The 21,730-nt window shown below is 39.0% G+C and carries 23 protein-coding genes and 2 pseudogenes; 10 read left to right on the top strand and 15 right to left on the bottom strand.

Features of this window, described 5'->3' with window-relative positions; translation table 11 throughout:
* Positions 1-79 precede the first annotated feature (79 nt).
* Entirely contained in the window at positions 80-940 is an 861-nt protein-coding gene (locus KNQ97_RS12330; protein ID WP_064479315.1) for a DMT family transporter, read from the top strand.
* Positions 941-947: 7 nt separating this feature from the next.
* Here the strand turns inward: KNQ97_RS12330 and KNQ97_RS12325 are convergent, their stop codons facing one another.
* The 3 genes from KNQ97_RS12325 to truB all read right to left on the bottom strand — a co-directional run bounded on the left by KNQ97_RS12325 (position 948) and on the right by truB (position 3,302).
* A complete protein-coding gene (locus KNQ97_RS12325) occupies positions 948-1,391 on the bottom strand; it encodes a hemerythrin domain-containing protein (RefSeq protein WP_001019908.1) in 444 nt (147 codons plus the stop codon).
* A 209-nt stretch (positions 1,392-1,600) separates the two neighbouring features.
* Entirely contained in the window at positions 1,601-2,377 is a 777-nt protein-coding gene (locus KNQ97_RS12320) for a TSUP family transporter (protein WP_253612296.1), read from the bottom strand.
* A gap of 19 nt (positions 2,378-2,396) precedes the next feature.
* Positions 2,397-3,302 (bottom strand): tRNA pseudouridine(55) synthase TruB, encoded by a 906-nt coding sequence (gene truB, locus KNQ97_RS12315; RefSeq protein ID WP_000208689.1) that lies wholly within the window; start codon positions 3,300-3,302, stop codon positions 2,397-2,399.
* Positions 3,303-3,455: 153 nt separating this feature from the next.
* Here truB and KNQ97_RS12310 point away from each other — a divergent pair, with 153 nt between their 5' ends.
* Together KNQ97_RS12310 and KNQ97_RS12305 are read left to right on the top strand one after the other, a co-directional pair.
* Entirely contained in the window at positions 3,456-4,490 is a 1,035-nt protein-coding gene (locus tag KNQ97_RS12310; RefSeq protein WP_253612295.1) for a lipase secretion chaperone, read from the top strand.
* 114 nt (positions 4,491-4,604) lie between these two features.
* On the top strand, positions 4,605-5,546 hold the full coding sequence (locus tag KNQ97_RS12305) for a triacylglycerol lipase (RefSeq protein WP_253612322.1): 942 nt from the start codon (positions 4,605-4,607) through the stop codon (positions 5,544-5,546).
* Between the two features lie 52 nt (positions 5,547-5,598).
* Here the strand turns inward: KNQ97_RS12305 and rplS are convergent, their stop codons facing one another.
* From rplS to ispH, 12 genes and pseudogenes are all read right to left on the bottom strand, one after another.
* On the bottom strand, positions 5,599-5,967 hold the full coding sequence (gene rplS, locus KNQ97_RS12300; RefSeq protein ID WP_000014562.1) for a 50S ribosomal protein L19: 369 nt from the start codon (positions 5,965-5,967) through the stop codon (positions 5,599-5,601).
* 207 nt (positions 5,968-6,174) lie between these two features.
* Positions 6,175-6,915, bottom strand: a complete 741-nt coding sequence (trmD, locus tag KNQ97_RS12295) for a tRNA (guanosine(37)-N1)-methyltransferase TrmD (protein ID WP_000464598.1) — start codon at positions 6,913-6,915, stop codon at positions 6,175-6,177.
* A 45-nt stretch (positions 6,916-6,960) separates the two neighbouring features.
* Positions 6,961-7,509 carry a ribosome maturation factor RimM gene (gene rimM / locus KNQ97_RS12290; RefSeq protein ID WP_000189236.1) on the bottom strand — a complete coding sequence of 183 codons (549 nt, stop codon included), beginning with the start codon at positions 7,507-7,509 and terminating at the stop codon, positions 6,961-6,963.
* A gap of 19 nt (positions 7,510-7,528) precedes the next feature.
* Positions 7,529-7,780 (bottom strand): 30S ribosomal protein S16, encoded by a 252-nt coding sequence (gene rpsP / locus KNQ97_RS12285; RefSeq protein WP_000260334.1) that lies wholly within the window; start codon positions 7,778-7,780, stop codon positions 7,529-7,531.
* A 146-nt stretch (positions 7,781-7,926) separates the two neighbouring features.
* Complete coding sequence (locus KNQ97_RS12280) at positions 7,927-8,352, bottom strand: type IV pilin protein (RefSeq protein ID WP_000788342.1); 426 nt, start codon at positions 8,350-8,352, stop codon at positions 7,927-7,929.
* Positions 8,349-8,831 (bottom strand): type IV pilin protein, encoded by a 483-nt coding sequence (locus KNQ97_RS12275; RefSeq protein ID WP_001046417.1) that lies wholly within the window; start codon positions 8,829-8,831, stop codon positions 8,349-8,351. Before KNQ97_RS12275 ends, KNQ97_RS12280 begins: the two co-directional genes overlap by 4 nt.
* Before the next feature lie 12 nt (positions 8,832-8,843).
* Positions 8,844-12,689 (bottom strand): PilC/PilY family type IV pilus protein, encoded by a 3,846-nt coding sequence (locus tag KNQ97_RS12270; RefSeq protein WP_213064248.1) that lies wholly within the window; start codon positions 12,687-12,689, stop codon positions 8,844-8,846.
* Between the two features lie 11 nt (positions 12,690-12,700).
* Positions 12,701-13,519: a PilX N-terminal domain-containing pilus assembly protein gene (locus KNQ97_RS12265; RefSeq protein WP_000149374.1), complete on the bottom strand. Its 819-nt coding sequence runs from the start codon at positions 13,517-13,519 to the stop codon at positions 12,701-12,703.
* Positions 13,516-14,517, bottom strand: coding sequence for a PilW family protein (locus tag KNQ97_RS12260; protein ID WP_032013893.1), 1,002 nt, complete (start codon positions 14,515-14,517; stop codon positions 13,516-13,518). The genes KNQ97_RS12265 and KNQ97_RS12260 overlap by 4 nt, the downstream gene beginning before the upstream one ends.
* Positions 14,518-15,074: pseudogene (gene pilV, locus KNQ97_RS12255) on the bottom strand (type IV pilus modification protein PilV).
* A complete protein-coding gene (locus tag KNQ97_RS12250; RefSeq protein WP_032013891.1) occupies positions 15,068-15,541 on the bottom strand; it encodes a Tfp pilus assembly protein FimT/FimU in 474 nt (157 codons plus the stop codon). Before KNQ97_RS12250 ends, pilV begins: the two are co-directional and overlap by 7 nt.
* A 169-nt stretch (positions 15,542-15,710) precedes the next feature.
* Positions 15,711-16,661 (bottom strand): 4-hydroxy-3-methylbut-2-enyl diphosphate reductase, encoded by a 951-nt coding sequence (gene ispH / locus KNQ97_RS12245; protein WP_000407064.1) that lies wholly within the window; start codon positions 16,659-16,661, stop codon positions 15,711-15,713.
* Between the two features lie 122 nt (positions 16,662-16,783).
* Here ispH and gmk point away from each other — a divergent pair, with 122 nt between their 5' ends.
* The 7 genes and pseudogenes from gmk (at position 16,784) to bfr (ending at position 21,694) form a co-directional block, all read left to right on the top strand.
* On the top strand, positions 16,784-17,413 hold the full coding sequence (gene gmk, locus KNQ97_RS12240; RefSeq protein WP_253612294.1) for a guanylate kinase: 630 nt from the start codon (positions 16,784-16,786) through the stop codon (positions 17,411-17,413).
* 72 nt (positions 17,414-17,485) lie between these two features.
* The gene (gene rpoZ / locus KNQ97_RS12235; protein ID WP_000135049.1) at positions 17,486-17,764 is read left to right on the top strand and encodes a DNA-directed RNA polymerase subunit omega; all 279 of its coding nucleotides are present in this window, start codon (positions 17,486-17,488) and stop codon (positions 17,762-17,764) included.
* A 38-nt stretch (positions 17,765-17,802) separates the two neighbouring features.
* A pseudogene (locus KNQ97_RS12230) lies at positions 17,803-17,933 on the top strand (hypothetical protein).
* A 38-nt stretch (positions 17,934-17,971) separates the two neighbouring features.
* On the top strand, positions 17,972-20,077 hold the full coding sequence (locus tag KNQ97_RS12225; RefSeq protein ID WP_001117590.1) for a bifunctional (p)ppGpp synthetase/guanosine-3',5'-bis(diphosphate) 3'-pyrophosphohydrolase: 2,106 nt from the start codon (positions 17,972-17,974) through the stop codon (positions 20,075-20,077).
* Between the two features lie 120 nt (positions 20,078-20,197).
* A complete protein-coding gene (locus tag KNQ97_RS12220) occupies positions 20,198-20,581 on the top strand; it encodes a RidA family protein (RefSeq protein WP_000090000.1) in 384 nt (127 codons plus the stop codon).
* Between the two features lie 209 nt (positions 20,582-20,790).
* Positions 20,791-20,985: a bacterioferritin-associated ferredoxin gene (locus tag KNQ97_RS12215; protein WP_000289091.1), complete on the top strand. Its 195-nt coding sequence runs from the start codon at positions 20,791-20,793 to the stop codon at positions 20,983-20,985.
* A 244-nt stretch (positions 20,986-21,229) separates the two neighbouring features.
* Positions 21,230-21,694, top strand: a complete 465-nt coding sequence (bfr, locus tag KNQ97_RS12210; protein WP_000678123.1) for a bacterioferritin — start codon at positions 21,230-21,232, stop codon at positions 21,692-21,694.
* Positions 21,695-21,730 lie beyond the last annotated feature (36 nt).

Raw genomic sequence — 21,730 nt, 5'->3', positions numbered from 1 at the left:
CTGCGAGTTGAAACCCAGTATTGGCTATAATTAATCACTCTTATTTTTTACATATCAAATGAAGCGTTAAGGTACTTCCATGCAAAATCTTCCAATTATTGCTGTGCTATATATGATTTTGTCGATGGTTTCGTATCAAATTAGCGCTTCATTTGCCAAGCAACTTATTGCGGCTTTAGATCCGCTTACCGTTACTATTTTAAGACTATGTTTTGCAGCAGTGATTGTTGCCGTTATGTTCCGTTCTTGGAAAATCTGGTCTCGCTTACCTTATTTAAAATGGCGTGATTTATTAATGTACTGCGCATCATTAGGGTTAATGAATATCTTATTTTATACCTCTCTTGGAAAATTACCCCAAGGGATTGCGGTAGGTCTAGAATTTATTGGTCCATTAGGCCTAGCCCTAGTTTCTATCAAACAAAAGAGCGATTATATCTGGGTAGCTTTTGCCATGCTGGGTATTGCACTCATGGTACCTTGGCAAGATCCAACTCAACACCACTTTTCTTACGTAGGTGCAGCCTGTGCTTTAGGCGCAGGGCTTTGTTGGGCATTCTATATTTATTTTGGCCAAAAAGTTGTAACTCAAAATATAGGAATGCATGCCTTAACCATAGGGATTACCGTATCTGCCCTCGCCTTATTACCAATTGGTATTTGGTATAATGGCCCAGCATTACTTGATACACAGTACTGGGGTAAAGCCTTACTTATTGCAGTTTTAGCGACTGCTATTCCCTATGCACTCGACCTAATGGCACTCAAACAACTTAATAAATTAACTTATGGCACCCTAACAAGTTTAGCGCCAGCATTGGCAGCATTAACAGGTTTCTTATTACTTCACGAAGAAATCAGCATGCTGCAATGGGTGGCTTTAGCTTGCGTAATGCTAGCGTCAATTGGGGTTACTTTAAGGAGCAAAACAGCACCATAGGTGTAGCTTATTGCTGTTTTTTATACTTTTTATATTCCTTTAAATATTTATTGCCTAGCGTTTCTTTTTCACTGTCTTTAAGAATTTTACCGGCTTGCTGAAAAAATTTATGCTCTTCTTCTTTTAAATGGTGATGGACTTTTTCGCTCAACTGTTTAGCGGTTGCCAACCAACTTGGGCTACTCATATCCGTTTTTTCAAGTTGCTCGACCAACTCATCCATTTCATGGTGTTCAGATAAAGCATGTCTCGTAATATCCAAACCGACATCATCAAACATTAAAGGGATATATAAATAACGGTCTTCGGCAACTGAGTGAGCATAAAGTTCGTTTTTTAATGCATCAAATAATTCTTTTCGTTCTTCGGTTAAACCATGTGTCTGGGTTAATTGTTCAGAAAGGTTGCGTTGATTTTCGTGGCTTTCTCTTAATGCTTCGAAAATATTCATTCTCTTCCTCATTTTTAGTTAAAAAATCTTTTTTATTTCAAGGTTTATCGTACGGCAAAATTTATATTATTTAAGTAGCTTAAAATGAGACTATTTTTTACACAGTTTTCTTTCTAGTAAGTTTCTGTAATGATTTTTATATTTATAGCTTTAAATGATACACAAAAGTATGAACCACTCCTCAGGAACAGTTCATACTTTTATCTTATTTAACCTGTAACAAACATTTGATATCCCAAACGGCAAATCAGGATACTCACCAAAATTAAAAAGATAATACGTACAAAACCACTACCGTATTTAAGCGCGGTACGCACCCCAACAATAGAACCTAGCACGTTAGCCGCTGCCATCATTAAACCAATATGTAAAATAGCGTGCCCAGTTGGGATGAGGAAACTCAGCGCAGCTAAGTTAGTCATAAAATTACCGATTTTTGACAACGCCGAAGCATGTAAAAAATCGACTTGTAAAAAACGAATGAAGAAAAAGATAAAGAAACTACCAGTACCCGGTCCGAAAATACCGTCATAAAAGCCAATCGCCAGACTACCGATACCAGCTAAAACGAGCATTTTCGTAGTAATTTTTTGCTCGGTATGAACCTGTCCGAAGTTCTTTTTAACTAGGGTATAAATCGCAATCACAATCAACATCACGAAAACGAAAGGACGCAATACCGATTGAGGGATAAGCGACAAACAAGCTGCACCTGCGAAAGAACTAATCAAAGCACAAGTGGCAATAACGGCTAAAAGCTTCCATTGCAACTTTACTTTTTTAGCAAATGTATAAGCTGCCGATGCCGTACCAAAAATGGATGAGACTTTATTGGTACCAATCACCGTAGCAGTCGACATGTTAGGAAAAGTGCTCATGATCCCAGGAATCTGGATGAGTCCACCGCCACCAACAGCAGCATCAATTGCTCCCGCAGTAAACGCAAAAAAGATCAAACTAAGGATAACATCCCATTCCATGCCCATGTTTTATACTCTACATCTACTACAAATTTAAGATACGTTTAGGTACCAACCGTTTTTTATCGGTAATTTCAGCTAAACCTAGACAGCGTTCACCCGAAAAAACCAACACTTCTGCTTCTGCAGAATGATCAATATTGCTTTCTAGACCGTTACAAAAATATTTTTCCCGTCCTTCGGGAACCTGAATTTTTAAGAAATGGTCAATTGGAGCATATACGGGCAGTAGCAAAGCTTCTCTTTGCTCTTCCGTTAAGCTTTCCAAATATTCAATGGTATAACTTGGGATGAGTTCAAAATGTCCAGTTTGAATACGGTGAAGCATTGTTAAATGACCACCACAACCAAGCGCCTCACCAATATCTTCACCTAACACACGAATATATGTTCCTTTAGAACAAGTTACATCTAAAGTGATACTATTTTCATTAAATTCAATGAGTTCTAGAGCATAAATTGTAACCGGGCGTGCCTCACGCTCAATCTCTATACCCTTTCTGGCCAGCTCATATAACGGCTTACCTTCTTTTTTTAATGCCGAGTACATCGGTGGAACTTGTTGAATATCGCCCCTAAACTTTTCTAAAGTTTGCTCAATAAGTTCTTTGCTAAGAACCGGGATAGGACGTTCTTGTAAAATATCGCCTTCAACATCACCTGTTGTTGTAGTTTGGCCTAATCGAACAGTAGTTTGATAACGCTTTGTCGAGTCCAGCAAGTAATGTGAGAATTTAGTGGCCTCTCCTAAACAAATAGGAAGTAAACCGGTTGCTAATGGATCTAATGCACCAGTATGACCCGCCTTTTGGGCACGGTAAAGCCAACGCACTTTTTGCAAAGCAGCGTTAGAACTTAGCCCTAATGGTTTATTTAAAAGAAATACACCACTGATATGGCGACGAGAAATTTTTTGATTTTTTGTCGTCATTTTTACTGGAACACAAAGCTAGAGAAAAGTGCCGACATGTTAGCAAATTCAGCAAGATATTTTCATAATATTTAGGTGCCTTTTCACTTATTTTATGGCACATTAATGATCGAGTAAAAAAACAACAAATGAAAACTTAAGGAAGATATCTTTATGCAAAGGATGCAGAAAAAGATAGGGTGGTGTGTGCTCGGATTTTTTATTTTGAGCCTCATCGCATGTGTGTATTGGTTAAGCCCAGACTCGGAAAATACTTCACCTCAGCCAAATCAGGATGAAGCTAAAAGTTTGGTAGCTACTTCGCAATCTACTTTAAATTCATCATTAAACGAAAATACTTATTTGAGTAAAAGTCAGCAAGATACTCAAGTTAACTGCCAATTAAAAATTGATAGTTCACAGCATTTAGTTGTGAATAGCCAAACCCGTGACTGCTTTGAATATTTTATTACGCAGTATGGTGAGAGCAATTTACAACAAGTTAAAACTCATTTTGAGAAATTTATACAAGATCAATATTTAGAGCCAGCCCGCTCACAGATTATTGATTTGTGGACGCGTTATTTAAAATACCGTGAGCAGCTTGCACAAATTCAACCGCCTCAATCTAAACAACAAGATCAAAATTATTTTCAAAAGATCTTCAGTTCAATTCAAGATATAAGAAAACGTTTCTTCTCTGCCTCTGAAATTGAAGGGTTATTTTCAACAGAAGACATTTATCAGAACTACACATTAGATCGCATGAAGATTTTAGAAGATTCATCTTTAAGCGAAATTGAAAAAGCTAAAAAACTCAAAGAGCGCTTTGAACAATTACCAGAAGACTGGCAAGAAAACCTACAAGAACTCTCAAAGCTTGATGATTTACACACACTGACCAAACAAATTAAAGCTCGCAATGGTTCAGCAGAGGAACTTCGGCAAATGCGTACAGCACTTGTTGGAGCCGAAGCAACTCAACGATTAGAAACTTTAGATATACAACGTAATGCGTGGCAACAGCGAGTGACTGGCTACTTAAATCAACGTGATGAAGTCCTGCATAGCAATATGAGTGACAACGCTAAAAAACAAGCTATTCAACAACTACGCCAACAACAATTTAGCTCATCGCAAGAACAGCTTCGTCTTAGAACTTTTGAAACAGTCCATGATCAAGGAGGTGAACTACCCTTTAACTACTAGGCTTTTCTATTTCAAAGTGAGCCAAACCTTATCCAGCAGTAGAAGCTGCTTCTCATACAAAATAAAAATAGTGAGTAAAAAATGAAAAGGAACTTAATATTTTTCTGTGCTGCAATACTCTCAGGACTGAGTGTTTCAGCAACCCATGCCACAAATGCTGAGCAAGTCAAAAGCTCATTCGTCTATTCGACTTATGCACAAACCAAATATCCATTGGTTTTTAACCATGGTATGGCGGGTTTTAATCGAGTTGGAACAGATACGCTTGGTCTGGACTACTGGTATCAGATTCTTCCTGATCTTGCACGTAACGGAGGAAATGTCTGGGCAACAAGAGTTTCTCCGTTTAACTCAACTGAAGTTCGTGGAGAACAACTTGCCCAACAAATAGAAGAAATTATTGCCATCACCGGAAAGCCTAAAGTCAACTTGATCGGACATAGCCACGGGGGACCAACAATTCGCTATGTCGCTGGGATCATGCCTGAAAAAGTCGCTTCGCTTACTACTATTGGTGCACCTCACAAAGGATCGCCAATGGCAGATGTCATCCTGAATGTTGAGGGTACTCCTCTATCCGGACTGGCAACATTAGTAAACTGGTTTTCCGCAGCAATTACTTGGGCAGGAGGTCTAGACCCAAATAGTTATCCGCATGACTCCCTAGCAGGTGCCCACAGTTTATCGACTCAAGGCTCTGCACAGTTTAATGCCCAGTTTCCAATGGGTGTTCCTACCACGTCTTGTGGTGAGGGTGCTTATCAGGAGAAAGGCATTTATATGTATTCATTCTCTGGTAATAAAGCGCTGACAAACCCATTAGATCCATTTGATATAGCATTGACAGGAAGTAGTCTAGTGGTTGACCCATTTGGGGATAATGATGGGCTGGTTTCTCGATGCAGTGCCAAATTTGGTAAAACTATTCGTGACGACTATAACTGGAATCATTTAGATGAAGTCAATCAGGTCATGGGAATACGTTCTATTTTTGCAGCAGACCCTGTCTCGGTTTACCGTCAACATGCTAACCGTTTAAAACTTCAAGGATTATAAGCTTTAAAACAAAAAAATGCGCCAAAAGGCGCATTTTTTACTCGCTATAAGCTTACGCTTTACGAGCTGGTAATTTTTCACGAATACGTGCAGCTTTACCAGACAAGTCACGGAGGTAGTAAAGTTTAGCACGACGAACGTCACCACGACGTTTCACTTCGATTTTAGCAACAACTGGTGAGTGAGTTTGGAATACACGCTCAACACCAACACCGCTAGAAATTTTACGTACTGTGAACGCAGAGTTCAAACCACGGTTTTTCTTAGCGATTACAACACCTTCAAATGCCTGAAGACGTTCACGGTCACCTTCTTTTACTTTAACTTGAACAACTACTGTGTCACCAGGAGCAAATTCAGGAAGGTCAGTTTTTAACTGTGAATTTTCAATAGCTTGAACTAAAGGATGTTTACCACTCATTGTGGGAATCTCCAATATGTGCGGAGTCAGAAGAGGCCTGAGTTTCCGCTGGGGATAGAGGCTAAAGCGCATATCAACCCGTTTAACTTTCCCTTTACGACAACCGTAAAGAGCCTTAAGTGCACATAAATCTATAAAAAATAGACTTATGCTTTAATTCGAAGCAAAGCTTCTCATCTTTTGCTCAGAAAAACACAGGGAATATGCTTACCCTTGTTCATCTGACAGCCATTTTTTTTGCTGCTTAGTCAACGTAACTTGTTCAATCAACTCAGGTCGACGCTCTAAAGTTCGTTGATAACGCTGCAAAAAACGCCATTTCTCAATATTGGCATGATGTCCCGACTTTAAAATTTCAGGAACATCTAACCCTTCAAACTGGTCTGGCTTAGTGTATTGCGGACAATCCAAAAGACCATCTACAAAAGAATCCTGTATCGCCGATTGCTCATCTGACATTACATTCGGCAAACGGCGAATAATACTATCAAGCAACACCATGGCAGGTAGTTCACCACCAGATAAGACGTAATCTCCAATCGACCATTCCTGATCAACATAATGCTGGATCAAACGCTCATCGACGCCTTCATAACGCCCACACAATACAATTAAGCCATCATAATCGACAAACTGCTGTACTGCCTGTTCATTTAAAGTTTTGCCTTGTGGAGACATATACACCACAGGTACATGAACACATCCTGCTTGCGAAGCAAGTTGTTTGGCATGGTTAATTGCTTTTGCCAAAGGCTCCGCCATCATCACCATACCAGGGCCACCACCAAATGGACGTTCATCCACTCTTCGGTAATTCCCTTCAGCAAAATCACGTGGATTAATACAAGTGACTTGTACTATGTCACGTTTTGCTGCACGCCCGCTAATCCCGTAGGCTGTAATCGCTTCAAACATTTCAGGAAAAAGCGTAATGACTGCAAAAAACACCGCAGACTCCTCTATTTTCCTGCTGCGTTAATCCTATAAAAAGGATTAATAATCTACGCCCCAATTGACGTAAATGCGACCAGCTTCAAGATCAACGCGTTGCACCACATCTTTATGCCACGGGATCATGCGTTCTTCTGAATCAATGCTGTCTGGTGTAGCACGTACAACCATCACATCATTGGCTCCAGTTTCAAACAACTCATGAATTTGCCCCAAGTTCACTTCCTGTTCGTCGTCATCAAGACCTAACACTGTTAAGCCTTTCAAATCTGACCAGTAGTACTCATCTACATCTGCTTTCGGCAGTTGAGATTTAGCAATCCAGATATTAGCGCCAACCAAGCTTTCTGCTCCTGTGCGATCACTCACACCTTTTAGAGCAACAACCAGGCCTTTGCCATGTGGTTTCCAACGTTTTACATCAACGATTTGCCAACCGGCCTTGGTCTCGATGTACCAAGGCAAGTAGTCAAACATATTGCTCATGGGTTCTGTATTGGAATACACCCAGAGCCACCCATTTAATCCATAAGCTGAACGTAACTGTCCAATCTGAATACGATCTTCGGGAACATTCTGTGTTGGTGTCATGGGCTACCTACTACAATAATTATGCAGTAGCTTTTTTAGCTTGAGCAGCCAAAGAAGCAACACGTTCAGAAGGTTGAGCACCTTGAGAAACCCAGTGAGCAAAACGGTCTGCGTCTAAACGAAGTTTTTCTGCTTGACCTTGTGCAGTTGGGTTAAAGAAACCGATACGCTCGATGAAACGACCATCACGTGCATTGCGGCTATCAGTCACAACGATTTGATAGAATGGACGTTTTTTTGCGCCGCCACGTGCTAAACGAATAACAACCATGATAAAAGCCTTATAATTCTTACGGATTATCCCTGCGCCGACCATCGGCAACACTTCAAACCCCTTTCATAGAGGGCGACATTCTACGTGATTTTCACCCTGAAAGAAAGATTAAATTTTGAGTTATCCGCAGTTTTGAATTTAAATTACTCTGTCCAACTTGATGAAGCAGATAGTGCACAAACTGTGGCACCTTTTGCCCAAAATTTTTGCCCTTGGTCATTTAAACAAATAATTCCATCACCTGCTTGTGAGCTAGTAGAAATAGGTGTTGCAGTAAGTACCCAAGTTGAATCATTCAGAGTTGCAAAAGCTAACTTATATAGAGCCTGACCTTGTATAGGACTCACATTAGAACCATAAATCGACTGTATGGTCGCATTCGACGGATAACGATTGTGAACTACTTTTTCTGATTCTAATGTTTGGGCAATATTCATCATTTCGGATTGAACAGCTGTACGATGCCCTTTACGTAAATATTGCAAATATGAAGGTGTCGCTATAGCTGCTAAAATTGCAATTATCGCTACTACAATCATGATTTCTATTAAAGTAAAACCATTCTTCATTGCCAATTCTCACTATTTGTTTCACATACATTGCAAGTGACTGTTCCACCACAGTCATTATCAACAGCCGTAGCTGTTAAACTTTGACAACGCAAACCTGAATTCTTAGCAATAAAATTAAAGTTTCTTGAATCTGTAGTTGTCGCTTTAATGACCCATGTTTGCCCATTTGCAGCAGCATTCGTCAATAAATTTCCTGTCGTCGTATCATCAGTAATCTGAATCGTATATCCCCCGCGAGGTAGGGTTATAGAGGTTGTGGTAAACCCCCTATAAGTAAAATTTCTTGATTTATGCTGTTCCAATTGTTCAGCTAATTTCAAAATTTCACTTTTAGCCGCAGATGCAGTAGCTCTACGGCTATAACTTTGATATGAAGGGATAGCAATTGAAGCAAAAATAGCAACGATAACAATCACGACCATAAGCTCAATCAAGGTAACCCCTTGATTGAACCGTAGAATAGAGTACTTATTCATAAGCTGTTCCTTCTAGCGATAGCGCTCATACCAGCGCACAGGAAGTAAATGACTTATACATTGCCACTCACCTGTTCCGTTCTCGTTTCCAGACAGCTGTAATTTCCCACAACTATTAGTCACAGGAGGTTCATCTCTTTTTGGAACAAATGTGATATTACGAATACCTGCACCAATGACATTTGTATTACATTCAGAGACTCCAGCTGGACAGTTACTACCAGTTTTTGTTTGAAACCCGCTCGGGTTTTCTTTATTTGAATTAATGGTTCCATCCGGATTAAGACAAGCACCAAATGGTAAACAATAAGTTTGTCGGTCTGTTTCTCCCACAACACGAGGTAGACAAGGATCTGCCGCAACAATTCCCGTTCCTTGAGGGTCATAAACTGGAATAATTAAATTACCCGTAATTGCCATTGGTTCCTCAAAAGCTTTGAGTCCTCCTTTAATACGAAAACTATTATTAGCTTTTTCTGTACCATCGCTCGTACTAGAAAGCGAGCGATACCAACCACCTTTACCTACTCCTGTAGTGGGGAAGAAAATTTGAGCTACTCTTGTTTCACCTGTTCTTAGAATTTGTGGATTTTTTCTTAAGCCTGTCCGTGTAATATCTTTTGTTTCAAGCTGATTATCAGTTAAAGACATTAAGTTCTTTTTAACAAAGTCTTTATCAATAATTCCATATACATTATTTACAGGACGTCCACTTAATGCACTTGCAGGCGTCATACCTTCACGACCTGTGAGTGGGTAAACGTCTAAAGGTGTACTACGGTCTCCTGATGCAATACCTACTGTAATAAAAGTGTGAATTCCATAATCGTGGATCGTTACTGTTGGAGGCTCATAAAAACGAGGAGCATTCCCACCTGTATAATCATTTGTGCCATCATAAGTTGAATCATTTGTTGCTAAATTCGCTAAACGCACAACTCTGACACCAAAACTGCTATAGGTCGAATTGGTTTTTGTCTGATTATTATTAAGGTCCACGCGAAAAATTTGTCCGCCTAAATCTCCAAAATATAGATGGTCGACTAAGCCATCAGCATCACGGTCTAAAGTACTAATACGGCTAACAATACTATGCTTCATATTGGCGTTATCAGTATTAGAACCTGTATCACTTGTCCACCACAAACGCTGACCAGTTTTTGCATCAATAATATAGACAGCATTTCCTTTTGCTTTTCCATTGGTAAAGCAAGCGTCAGTCAACGTAATATTTGGTTTTTCATAACACTGATCATAACCACCGCCAACAATCAGGACGCGTCTAATAGAACCGTTATAACGGATGTTCGCGAGTACGGGTTTAGACCAGCTTTGCCCCATACGGCTATAGTCAGTCTGGTCTGCCCCTATTCTAAAAAGCAGTTTCGGTGAAGTAGGGCTTAATACATCTAGTCCGTAGTAGCTACTTCCCCCCATGCGCATGCCGCCATAAATATTCATTTGCTTTGCAGTTACTTTTGATACTGCCGAGCTACCACTTCCCACTGTAGTAATATTATAGGCTGGATCAGATACCCAAGCTCCGTCCATACCATGAGCGGGAGCTGAAGCATCACTTTGACCAACAACTAAAGCTTTGGAAGCAACTGAATCATTTAAAATATCTGCAGGAACAAAGACCATTTGCTCAATACCAGATGAAGCATCCACAATATGTAACCCGCCTTCCATGGTTCCATAGAGGATGGATTGTTCTCGGGCAGATGTTAAATTCCCATTATCATCTAGTGTTCCATTGTAGGTTAGTTGAACCGGTAAAGAGTGAATACTTCCCCCCATCGATAAATAAGGTTCATTCGATGTAACCAAAGATGAAGGCAGAGTTGTTGCATTAATATCTGTTGAATAACCTAAATAATTTAATATTTTTAATTTCAAGCTTATAGGAAAAGCTTTTAAAATATTTTGTCCAGTTGATGGATCAAATTTACCTAAAACATAACTTGCTGTATTAGCCACCGTATCAAAAGGATTAGTTCCTTCTGGTGGAACAGCTGGAATTTTTAGCAAATTAGTTCCAGAAGTTGAAATTTTCGTTAAGCTACCATCTGCTGCAACGGCGGAAACATCAGTAAATAAGTTGCGGATTTTACTTTGTACTGCGTAATAATATTTTGTGATATTTCCTTCTGCATCACGTGTTTCAGGTTGCCCAGCAATGGGTAAAGGCACATTCGCATATGAACCACCTAAAAAGACTTTGCCTCCGTCAGTATAAGTAGAGCTATTCCAATAATCCTTTGTTCCAGTCCTAAAAGCCCCACTTGCATTGTAGACTAATCCGCCAGAATTGGCCTCAAAAGCACCTGCATTCGCTCCAGATAAAACAACATGATATTTCTTTAAATTTCCACGCCATGTTAAGTACGTGTTAGCTGGATTTGGCTCAAAAGCTCGTAAATAACCATATTCCTGTAAATTTTTGGGATTCAATGCATCATATGGAACTGAGATAGCACCTGTGGTTAAGGGTTCTAAAGGAACTTTATCTAAATTATTAATAAATGCGATAACGCTGTCTGTTACACCTTGTGAACTCTGAGTAGGGAAAAAACCACCATTTCCATAACCTGGTGCAGCTACCGCATTTGTAGATTGATTCGGTGAACACGCATCATCTCCTTTTCGGTCAGACTGGGTTCTCGAACTTAAACGGCAGGCATTTTTTACATCAGAAGAACTCAAACTAGAAAAGTCACTACCAAAACCGACAAATGCTGTTTGAATAGAGACTCCGGCAGGATTCTTTGTTTTATCAAATAATCTTTTTGCAAACTCCCCCATACAAGCCCAACCAGAGTCTGCCGTAGTGTTAGATAAACCTCCAGAACAATTAAAATCAGCTCCAAAAGTACTACCTAAAGCAGTCGACATAACACTTGCCGAACGTGTATTTGTTGTATTGTTCGGTTCGCCATCCGATAAGAAGTAAATACCTTGTCCATCACAACTCTGACGATTCGCTACTGCAGGTAAAGGTGACTGATACACTGCATTGGAGTTAGTAGCATTTCGGTCTACAACAATATTCGGATTGCTAGCTGTATCGTTTGATTTAGATTTTGGAATACCGCTATCTGCATTTGCTACAGCATAATTAAAAGTGGTGTAGTAATAAGTATAGTAATAAGTCCAGTCAGATGAAGTCTCATAATCTGTTAATGTATTTACTCCTGGATTGAACGTGGTCCAGCTACTCCAGCCATTAGAACGACATGATTGACTTAAGGTATTAATATCAATTTGTGAAGAATTAGTGCAAGAAGAGTATTCAGTTTTATTATCAAATCTTCTTACACGTTTAATATAACTCTCTTTACGAATAGCATAATTCGTTTCTGAATATGTGGTTGTTCCCATTAAGTAAGCAGCTGCTTCAGCATAAGCATGGGCTGAAGGTGTCGTGCCCCCTGATTTTAAATTAGCAACAGCTTGTTTTAATTTATAACGTTGTGAGCCTACCGTATTTAAAGTACTCGCATCTCCTAAAGGGGCAGCAGCCACTAAAATTTGTCCACTTCGGCTATCACCATTTGCCGAGAAATTTCCTAAACCTACTCGCGTATCATTTAAGACAGGGTTATTGCTAGCTAAAAAAGCATTCATACCATCTTTAAGCATAGCCAAACGGTTTTCACCATAACTATTGCTGGTCATACTTCCTGATGTATCCAACATCATCACAATTGTTTTTTTACCTGCTGTAGGTGAGGCATAAATTTGTAAATCACTTGCTTGCACCACAGAGCTTGTCATCAGCCATGTGAATATCATTGAGCTTGAACAGACGGCATACCATAAATTATTTGGCTTAAAATTCTTCAATTTTAGTTTCATGATATTCCCCATTATGAACCTGGTGCCGTGATTTCAGTCAGCTTATTGGTATAGTTAAATTCTTGAACTTGAGTACTAAAAGGTACGTTATGGTTTGCCAAACAATCGGCTAGAGTTTGCTTATCCGTTAATGCACTATCAAAGTTGTCACTAATTTTTGCGGAACTCGTACTTAAGCAGTCAGATTGCAGAGTTTCTAAAGAAGTTGAGGCATAAGCAGGTAAAAACGCTGTTGTAATAACCCGGATACGTTGCGTAGATAGCATGCTTTTAGGAAGTTGGGTTCCTTCGGAAAGATTTATGTCCCGAGGTAGATTTGAACCCGGAATATCAGCCATGGCATCGGTTGGGATACTGACAGCAACTTGAGTAACTACCGCTTGACGATTACTCCCATAGTCACTTGTTAAATCGCAGAAACCTGCTACTCCACCGTCTTCAACCACAGCATTATTGGCGCTGCCAGCCCGAAGCAAACTTGCTCCCCGAGTTTGAGCAAAACTTACAGATGTAGAGGTTGGTTTATAGCAAAAGTTATATTCCGCACCAGGGTTACTTTCATGTGCTTTAAGTGCTGCACCAATCACATTGGTAATATTTGTCAATGTGGTTGGGTTCATCTGTACAATAAGCTCTAACGGAGTATCTGAAGATTGAAAGTTTAATTGGCCAACTTGGCTATTAGTTGCAACTTTTAGAGAAACAATCGCTACTCTTATTGCCAAAACCCCGACAGAAATAACAATCAATAAAATAATAAGTACAACAATAAGTGTGGCACCTGTTTCCTTAGATCGACCTTTGATATTTTTATAATTTAAATGGGTCATAGTGTTTCCCCCATTGCATTGCGTAAAGCAATTGTCACGCTATATACGCGTCGCAAAAAGCGAGTTCTTTTATCGGCAGCATGCACAGTCTGATCTAGCATAAGAAAAGACTGATTAGGGTCTATTGCCTTATTTTGAGCATTATTTGTAGAACGGGCTAATACCGATATTTGTATTGACAGAATTCTTGGAGCAGCCACAGCTGGACTCGCATCTCGAGCAGCTTGTGCAGCCACCCGATACTGAGGAATTGTGTAATAAGCAAAATTACCAGCTGCGTTTTTCGCACCTAATAAGACATGAAAATGGTCAATACGAGGCAGTATAATTTGCCCTGCATCTCCTAATCCATTAACGATATCAGGTTGAGCTGTAGCACTAACCGCAGGGGTATTCGCATCACATGCAAGTGCATAATCCTGTTGAGAGCTACCATTATTATCAACACGTAAAAAATACCGTTGAACTATTAGGTCCCCCGCTAACACATTCACACCTTCACAATTAGTCATATTGGTCGGGGCAATGAATTGAATAGTCAGCTGATCGCTTTGTACTTCAGCATTTGAACTATTCTGTATATTTGAAAGACCTTTCCAGTGGTTATTCACTGTACTTACCGTATCACCTGCACCACGGCTTAATAACGCTTCCGGAATATAAGTATTTGTATCAACTTTTGGAATAAAATTAACATTGTTGGCATTTGTTGCTGTTGAACCTGTTAATACAATACCTCCCCAAGGCGTTGTATCTGTTAATTGCGGATTTACAACATTTCCATAATTTAGAAGCCGTATATCACGTGCCATATATTCCAAACCAAAAATACCGCTGTCCTGGATTTCAGCATTGGCCTTTTGCAATCGGCTGGATAAAAGCCCTCCAATAAATAGCTGTGTTGCAGCAGCCACTAATATTAGGCCTAAAGCTAAGGCGACTATAAGTTCAATCAAGGTAAAACCTTGTTCTTTATTAGAAATAAATGATTGAGCCATTTAATATGCCTCCATCATTAAGCAAGTTGAATTATTCACGTAAACACCGTTATTACTCATACAACTTGAAACATCCACACTAGTATTTGTTCCATTTGTAGTAATCACTGGCGCAGTTTTACCCCAAAAGACAAATAGGCACTGGCGTTGTTGCACCATTGTATTTGTAACGCCAGGGCAATTTGACATCGTAATTCTCATACCCAGTTGATTAGCATTTCTAGCTGCTTGATAGGCATCAAATTGAGTTGGGAGGCAGTACATAGAGAATTAAAACATGACGTGGGTGCAGGAGTATCAGATGTATAGTTGCTATAACTACGCACAAATGTAGGATACTGGCTAGCTAGAGTACTATTTGTACGGATATTTTCTGCTAATCCCCTCATCACTAGAATGGCTTGAGATTTACTTAATGCTTCTGAAGAGGCATCCATAGCTCTTAGCTGCAAGGCAACATAACCTAAAACTCCAATAGCAAGTAAAATTAAGGCAACCAAAACTTCGAGTAAGCCCACCCCAGCTTGGGCTTTTTGCTTATAGTGATGCATTAACAAGTCTCCTCGGCCTTAAAAACTAAAGTGCCAAGCTTGGTCAAAATAATGACTTTCTTTTTATTTATTCTAGAATTACAAATAGATAAAAGCGTATCTTGAGTTATATTTGCCACTACTCCATTTGCGTTAAAAGCTAAAGTGGTAGTCGTTAAAGAACTTTGCGTACCATCAGCGGCTATATTTTTTAGCTCAAGAGTATTATTAGAAGCTGTCTGCCAATTTAATGAAGTGGGTGTATTTGAAGCTGTTGAGTTCAAGTTAACAGAAACATTCTGACGTCCTAAAATTGCCTGACTTTTCGCTTCTGATAAAGTGTTGATTAAGTCTCTTTGATTAGCATCTAAACGTTTACTTTCTAATAAATTTGACATTGATGGCGCAGCCATCATCGCAATAATAGCCATGACTGCAATCGTCACCATTAGCTCGACCAAGGTGAACCCTTCTTGCGGAATAATTCCCCTCATCCCCAGAACCCCAAATAAAACTAAAATTTTTTATTTCTTATTTAAATTTTACTTTTACAAATTACAAAACAAATACAAAACAGACAAAGGGTATAAAAAAACAGATAACTGTCATGTTAACAATTATCTGTTTAACTATTTAAAATCAGTATGTTAAATAAGTCACATTTTATGCTTGGGTCACATGAATACGTAATTCTTTAGGAAGACTAAAAGTAATATTTTCCTCACGTCCTTCTAATTCTTTAGGCGCCTGAGCTCCCCAATCTTGTAAACGTTGAATCACTTGCTTAATTAAAATTTCTGGAGCTGAAGCTCCCGCTGTAACACCAATTTTACAAGTATCATTGAACCATGATTGTTCAAGTTGATCTGCATTATCTACTAGATAAGCAGCTTTCCCCATACGCTCAGCAAGCTCACGTAAACGATTCGAATTTGACGAGTTAGGTGAGCCAACAACCAGCACAACATCACATTTTTCAGCTAAATCACGTACTGCATCTTGTCTATTTTGAGTTGCATAACAGATGTCATCTTTACGCGGACCTTGAATATTCGGGAATTTTGCACGCAAAGCATCAATCACTTTTGCTGTATCATCAATAGATAAGGTCGTTTGCGTAACAAATGCTAATTTTTCCGGATGTCTAACCTCGAGTGCTGCCACATCAGCCTCATCTTCAACCAGATAAATATCGCCACCTTTTAATTTGTCATATTGTCCCATCGTACCTTCAACTTCTGGGTGCCCTTCATGACCAATTAAAATAGCTTCTGTCCCTTCGCGAGCATATTTAGTTACTTCAATATGTACTTTAGTCACCAATGGACAAGTTGCATCAAAAACTTTTAAGCCTCGACGCTCTGCTTCTTGCTGAACTGCTTTTGAAACACCGTGCGCACTGAAAATTACAATAGAATCATCTGGCACTTGATCCAACTCATCAACGAAAACAGCCCCTCTTTGGCGTAAGTCATCTACCACAAATTTATTGTGTACAACTTCATGACGTACATAAATAGGAGGATTAAAACATTCCAAAGCCCGATTGACGATTGCTATGGCTCGATCAACACCGGCACAAAAACCACGCGGATTAGCTAACACAATTTCCATAACAGCCTCAAAATTAATAAAACAGGGGAACTTCTCGTAAATATTTGCAGTTAAAACTATTCAGTTTAAACGCACGGTACACTACAATAGCGAAGATATTTTATCATATCAGGAAAAATATCATGTCGGGTCTATTGTTTGTCGTTTCTGCTGCATCAGGAACGGGCAAAACATCTTTGGTGAAAGCCCTACTTGACCGTGTGAGCAATTTACATGTTTCAGTTTCGCATACTACCCGAGGTCAACGACCAGGTGAGTTAGATGGTGTTCACTATCACTTCACAACAAAAGATGAATTTTTAGACCAAGTGAACCAAGGTGGATTTATCGAATATGCTGAAGTATTTGGTAATTACTATGGCACTTCGCAAGCAACCGTAAAACAACAGTTAGCTCAAGGACATGATGTCTTGCTTGAAATTGACTGGCAAGGTGCAGAGCAAGTACGCAAGCTGTTTCCTGAGTCTAAACAGATCTTTATTTTACCACCTACTCAATTCGATTTACGTCAACGTTTATCTAACCGTGGTACAGACTCTGTTGAAGTTATTGAACACCGCTTAAGCTGTGCTGTTGAAGACATGCAGCATTATGTAAATTTCGACTATATCATCATTAATGATGACTTTAATAAAGCCCTACATGAGCTTGAAGCCGTCATTACAGCAAATCGTTTAGTCTTATCTCAACAGGCAAAAAGATATCAAAATCTAATTCAAGACTTGATTACTCCACAACCAAAACAGGAATAACTTGAGTCTGGAACGAAAGCCTTTTATACTATTTAGTCTGTTCAAATTTACCATTCCAAAACGAGAACTTTTATGGCACGCGTCACCGTTGAAGATTGTTTAGATCATGTAGACAACCGTTTTGAGCTTGTGCTCGTTGCAAGTAAACGTGCTCGTCAATTGGCACGTCAAGGCATGGAGCCAACTGTAGAATGGGATAACGACAAACCAACAGTTGTTGCTTTACGTGAAATCGCTGTAGGTCACGTAACGAAAGAAATTCTTAAACAACGTGAGCAAGATTACCAAACTTCTAGTCTTGATCTTGCCCTTTCTACAAACAGCTTAAATTTAGAAGGTTTTTCTTTCTAATTACTCCTGTTTCTATAAAAAACCATCGTTTTTTTGCGATGGTTTTTTATTTGGCTTATGCATATTTAAAACATATTGGTAAAAGCAATTATTTTCATTGAAAAAAAAATACACTTTTTCAAACGAAAAAATTGACAAGTTCCGCAATATGCTTTTCATTAAGAAGTAGATAGATTTAGTTTTTAAGCAACAGAAAAAGGGTGGTCTATGCCAGGCGAAGAGGTCAGCCAAGCCAAGCAACAGCTCAAATTAATTATCGACCCTTACTTATCGGTAAGTGAAGTCGAAAAAGTGCTTGCTGCCTGTGATTTTGGAGATCTGGCACACACTGGTATTACCCGTAAAAGTGGTGAACCTTATATTCTGCATCCTATCGCGGTTAGCTGTATTTTAGCGAATATGCGTCTGGATCCTGAAACATTAATGGCTGCACTTTTACATGATGTCATTGAAGACACTCAATATACAAAAGACGATATTATTGAGCGATTTGGACAAACAGTTGCAGAGCTTGTTGATGGCGTAACCAAACTAAGCCAGTCGAGCGATAAAGAATATAATAAAGCTGCTTCTTTTAGAAAAATTCTACAGGCTACTTTGCAAGATCCACGCGTCATTATTATTAAACTAGCTGATCGCTACCACAATATGACCACATTGGGCGCCTTACGTCCCGATAAACGTGCTCGTATTGCTCAAGAAACCTTTGATATTTTCGTACCGATGGCAAGATTAGTCGGCATGAATGAAATGGCCGATAACCTTGAAAATTTATGTTATCAAAATCTTGATTTAGATATGTTTGATAACGTTCAAAATGCGTTGCTTCAAACCAAACCAGAGCGATGTAAATACCAAAGTATCTGGGAACAAAATCTTGCGGAGCTTCTCCACAATTATCATATTCAAGGTCGAATTAAAAAGAAAAATAATAATATTGAGCTCTTACGCCATTTCGTAAAAAATGAAATGGATTTACAAGAACTTACTCATAGCCATGCCTTTGAAATCGTTTTGCAATCCATTGCAGACTGCGATCGTTTAGTAGCAGCATTAAAAGAAAATTTTCAAGTCATCCAATATCAAGATCATATCCGCCGCCCGTTACCAGGTGGTAATCAGTCATTAATGATCAAGCTTAAGGGTGAAAAAACCACCTTATCGCTCACTATTCAAACTGAGTTGATGCGTAAAGCTGCACGTTTCGGTGTAGTACTCGGCGAAAATGCTCCACAAACTTGCCGCTCTGCCATTCAAGCTTCCATGCAGAACCTAAATACACTCATTGATGGTGAATGCGCTAAAACGACTTTTAATGACTTACTTGATTATTTGCATCAAGAAAAAATTTGGGTTTACACACCACACGGCCAGTTACATGAATTACCACAAGGTGCCACAGTAGTTGATTTTGCCTATTCAGCTAGTCTTTTCTTAGGCAACCATGCGGTAGGTGCGAAAGTTGATGGTGAAATTAAGCCACTTTCTACACCATTAGTTAGTGGGCAGGTTATTGAGATTATTACTGACGTTTTAGCAACGCCAAATCCGGATTGGTTGAGCTTCATTAACACTCAAAAAGCTCGCCGTGCTTTACAGCACGTACTCAAAGACCAAGATATTGAAGAACAACGTTTAGTTGGTGCCCAAGCACTTTCACGAGCTTTGAAACTCTTTAATCGTTCTATTAACGACCTTTCAGATGCAGATTGGTTGGATCTCTTACAATGGCGTCATATTGATAATAAAGATGCATTATTTGAGCAAATTGCTGTTGGAGATTTACTTCCTCAACTTGTAGCTAACCATTTATTTGCAAATGACAAGCATCCTCGAGCAGAAAATTCAGATCGACTAATTCAAGGAACTGAAGGCATTGATGTTAAATATGCCCACTGTTGCAATCCTATTTTAGGCGATCCAATTCAAGGCCATTTAACACGACGTGGTTTAATTGTGCACCGTATTCGTTGTCATAATTTGCTTCATGAACAACATTTACACCCAGAAAACATTATGCCGCTTCAATGGAAAGCAGATGACGTAGATGATGTACGTTTTACTGCTTACCTTGCGATTTATATGGCAATGAATGATGAACAGGTATCAGACCTCATCTACCAATGTCGTAAAAATAATGCTGGGGTAGAAATGGTACATTCCAACGAACAGCGTACTTTCGTCAATATTGTAGTAAACAACCGTAAACATATTGCAAAAGTCATTCGTGATTTACGAATGCACTATGGCTTCCCACGTATTGAGCGTCTAGACGCCCCTGCTCCACAAATGGAAATTTCCAAAGTCAGCTAAAATTTGTTCTGCTTTACTAAAATCTAACTTCTAGAAGTACTTAATCAATTAAATCGATGATACTTTTGTCAAAACGTATCATCGATTATGATGAAAAAAGATTTAATCAAGGAGAACCAAATGTCCCGTCAAGTCATTCATACTGAAAATGCCCCTGCTGCCATCGGCACATATTCTCAAGCCATTTTAGTAGGTAACACACTATATTTATCAGGGCAAATTGGTTTAGATCCTTACAGTATGGAACTTGTAGACGGTATTGAAGCTCAAATCCGCCGTGTTTTTGATAACCTTAAAGCAGTATGTGAAGCTGCAGGCGGCACACTTGCAGATATTGCAAAGCTCAATATTTTTCTTACTGATTTATCTAATTTCCAACTCGTTAACCAAATTATGGGCGAATATTTTGCTCAACCATACCCAGCTCGTGCTGCACTTGGTGTAGCAAGCCTGCCTAAAGGGGCTTTAGTTGAAATGGATGGAATTGTTATTATTAATCAGTAAGATAAAATATTAACTAGAAATTATTTAGCTCTAAAATTAGATACCACCCCAGCTTAAAAAGCTGAGTAACTCTCAGATTTCCGCTTAGGTGGTATTTTTTTATCCAAAATCCCAATAACGATAAATGAGATTTTAAATGAATTTCATTGACAAACGATAATAATTATCAATAATATCAATTATCGCATTTATATTTGGGGATCACTCCCATGTACGTTTGCTTGTGTCGTGGCATTACCGATCAGGATATTAAAGACGCTATTGAAAATGGCGCTGAAAGCTATCGTGAAATTCGCGATTTGCTTGATCTTGGTACTTGCTGTGGACGCTGTGCACCCGAAGCACGTGCTATTATTAGTGAAGAATTAGCAGAAATTGCTGCTCGCATTTCTGTAGCTGCATAATAAAAATTAATATTTAACAAAAATTTATTGACTCCTCCACCGCTTTTTGCGGAACGTTAAATGTTCCTCATTGAAGCGGTTTTTTTTGGAAGGAAATTCTCATTTACCAATATTGTGTTGTTTTTGATTGCGATTTTCATTTGCTGTTCCATAAATTACTCGCTATATCCATGATTGTTCACTAAAATGAATTTATAGATTGCCTTAATTGAATTAAGGCAGAAATTGTTTTGGAGTAGCTACAATGAAAGGCAATCGTGATGTCATTAATCAGCTCAACCAAGTGCTGTATCATCATTTAACTGCAATTAATCAATACTTTTTACACTCTCGTATGTTTAATGATTGGGGAATTGAACAACTCGGTTCTGCCGAATATAAAGAATCAATTCGCCAAATGAAGCATGCTGACAAAATTATTGAGCGTATCTTATTTTTAGAAGGTCTCCCTAATCTTCAACACTTAGGTAAATTGTATATCGGTCAACATACAGAAGAAGTTCTGCAATGCGATATCCGTAAAGTAAAAGAAAATATTGAAGCAATTCAGAAAGCGGTCGCTTTAGCCGAAACCGAACAAGACTATGTAACGCGTGATTTGGTACAAGAAATCTTAGAAAAAGAGGAAGAATATTGGGATTGGTTAGATACTCAAATTGATCTTATTGGCAGTGTTGGTATCGAAAATTATATCCAAAGCCAAATGTAATTCCTCATAAAAAAAATCCCCTTGTACTCAAGGGGA

The sequence above is a fragment of the Acinetobacter sp. UC24323 genome (assembly GCF_024151445.1).
GTDB classification, from domain to species: domain Bacteria; phylum Pseudomonadota; class Gammaproteobacteria; order Pseudomonadales; family Moraxellaceae; genus Acinetobacter; species Acinetobacter baumannii.
Note: the sequence above shows the minus strand (reverse complement) of the source record. Positions and strands in the feature narration are given on the sequence as shown.

What these genes read in the sequence shown, in the direction of transcription:
- KNQ97_RS12330 (WP_064479315.1), top strand. Translation starts at nt 80, where the DNA reads ATGCAAAATCTTCCAATTATTGCTGTGCTATATATGATTTTGTCGATG.
- KNQ97_RS12325 (WP_001019908.1), bottom strand. Translation starts at nt 1,391, where the DNA reads ATGAATATTTTCGAAGCATTAAGAGAAAGCCACGAAAATCAACGCAAC.
- KNQ97_RS12320 (WP_253612296.1), bottom strand. Translation starts at nt 2,377, where the DNA reads ATGGGCATGGAATGGGATGTTATCCTTAGTTTGATCTTTTTTGCGTTT.
- truB (WP_000208689.1), bottom strand. Translation starts at nt 3,302, where the DNA reads ATGACGACAAAAAATCAAAAAATTTCTCGTCGCCATATCAGTGGTGTA.
- KNQ97_RS12310 (WP_253612295.1), top strand. Translation starts at nt 3,456, where the DNA reads ATGCAAAGGATGCAGAAAAAGATAGGGTGGTGTGTGCTCGGATTTTTT.
- rplS (WP_000014562.1), bottom strand. Translation starts at nt 5,967, where the DNA reads ATGAGTGGTAAACATCCTTTAGTTCAAGCTATTGAAAATTCACAGTTA.
- rimM (WP_000189236.1), bottom strand. Translation starts at nt 7,509, where the DNA reads ATGACACCAACACAGAATGTTCCCGAAGATCGTATTCAGATTGGACAG.
- rpsP (WP_000260334.1), bottom strand. Translation starts at nt 7,780, where the DNA reads ATGGTTGTTATTCGTTTAGCACGTGGCGGCGCAAAAAAACGTCCATTC.
- KNQ97_RS12280 (WP_000788342.1), bottom strand. Translation starts at nt 8,352, where the DNA reads ATGAAGAATGGTTTTACTTTAATAGAAATCATGATTGTAGTAGCGATA.
- KNQ97_RS12275 (WP_001046417.1), bottom strand. Translation starts at nt 8,831, where the DNA reads ATGAATAAGTACTCTATTCTACGGTTCAATCAAGGGGTTACCTTGATT.
- KNQ97_RS12270 (WP_213064248.1), bottom strand. Translation starts at nt 12,689, where the DNA reads ATGAAACTAAAATTGAAGAATTTTAAGCCAAATAATTTATGGTATGCC.
- KNQ97_RS12265 (WP_000149374.1), bottom strand. Translation starts at nt 13,519, where the DNA reads ATGACCCATTTAAATTATAAAAATATCAAAGGTCGATCTAAGGAAACA.
- KNQ97_RS12260 (WP_032013893.1), bottom strand. Translation starts at nt 14,517, where the DNA reads ATGGCTCAATCATTTATTTCTAATAAAGAACAAGGTTTTACCTTGATT.
- KNQ97_RS12250 (WP_032013891.1), bottom strand. Translation starts at nt 15,541, where the DNA reads ATGAGGGGAATTATTCCGCAAGAAGGGTTCACCTTGGTCGAGCTAATG.
- ispH (WP_000407064.1), bottom strand. Translation starts at nt 16,661, where the DNA reads ATGGAAATTGTGTTAGCTAATCCGCGTGGTTTTTGTGCCGGTGTTGAT.
- gmk (WP_253612294.1), top strand. Translation starts at nt 16,784, where the DNA reads ATGTCGGGTCTATTGTTTGTCGTTTCTGCTGCATCAGGAACGGGCAAA.
- rpoZ (WP_000135049.1), top strand. Translation starts at nt 17,486, where the DNA reads ATGGCACGCGTCACCGTTGAAGATTGTTTAGATCATGTAGACAACCGT.
- KNQ97_RS12225 (WP_001117590.1), top strand. Translation starts at nt 17,972, where the DNA reads ATGCCAGGCGAAGAGGTCAGCCAAGCCAAGCAACAGCTCAAATTAATT.
- KNQ97_RS12220 (WP_000090000.1), top strand. Translation starts at nt 20,198, where the DNA reads ATGTCCCGTCAAGTCATTCATACTGAAAATGCCCCTGCTGCCATCGGC.
- KNQ97_RS12215 (WP_000289091.1), top strand. Translation starts at nt 20,791, where the DNA reads ATGTACGTTTGCTTGTGTCGTGGCATTACCGATCAGGATATTAAAGAC.
- bfr (WP_000678123.1), top strand. Translation starts at nt 21,230, where the DNA reads ATGAAAGGCAATCGTGATGTCATTAATCAGCTCAACCAAGTGCTGTAT.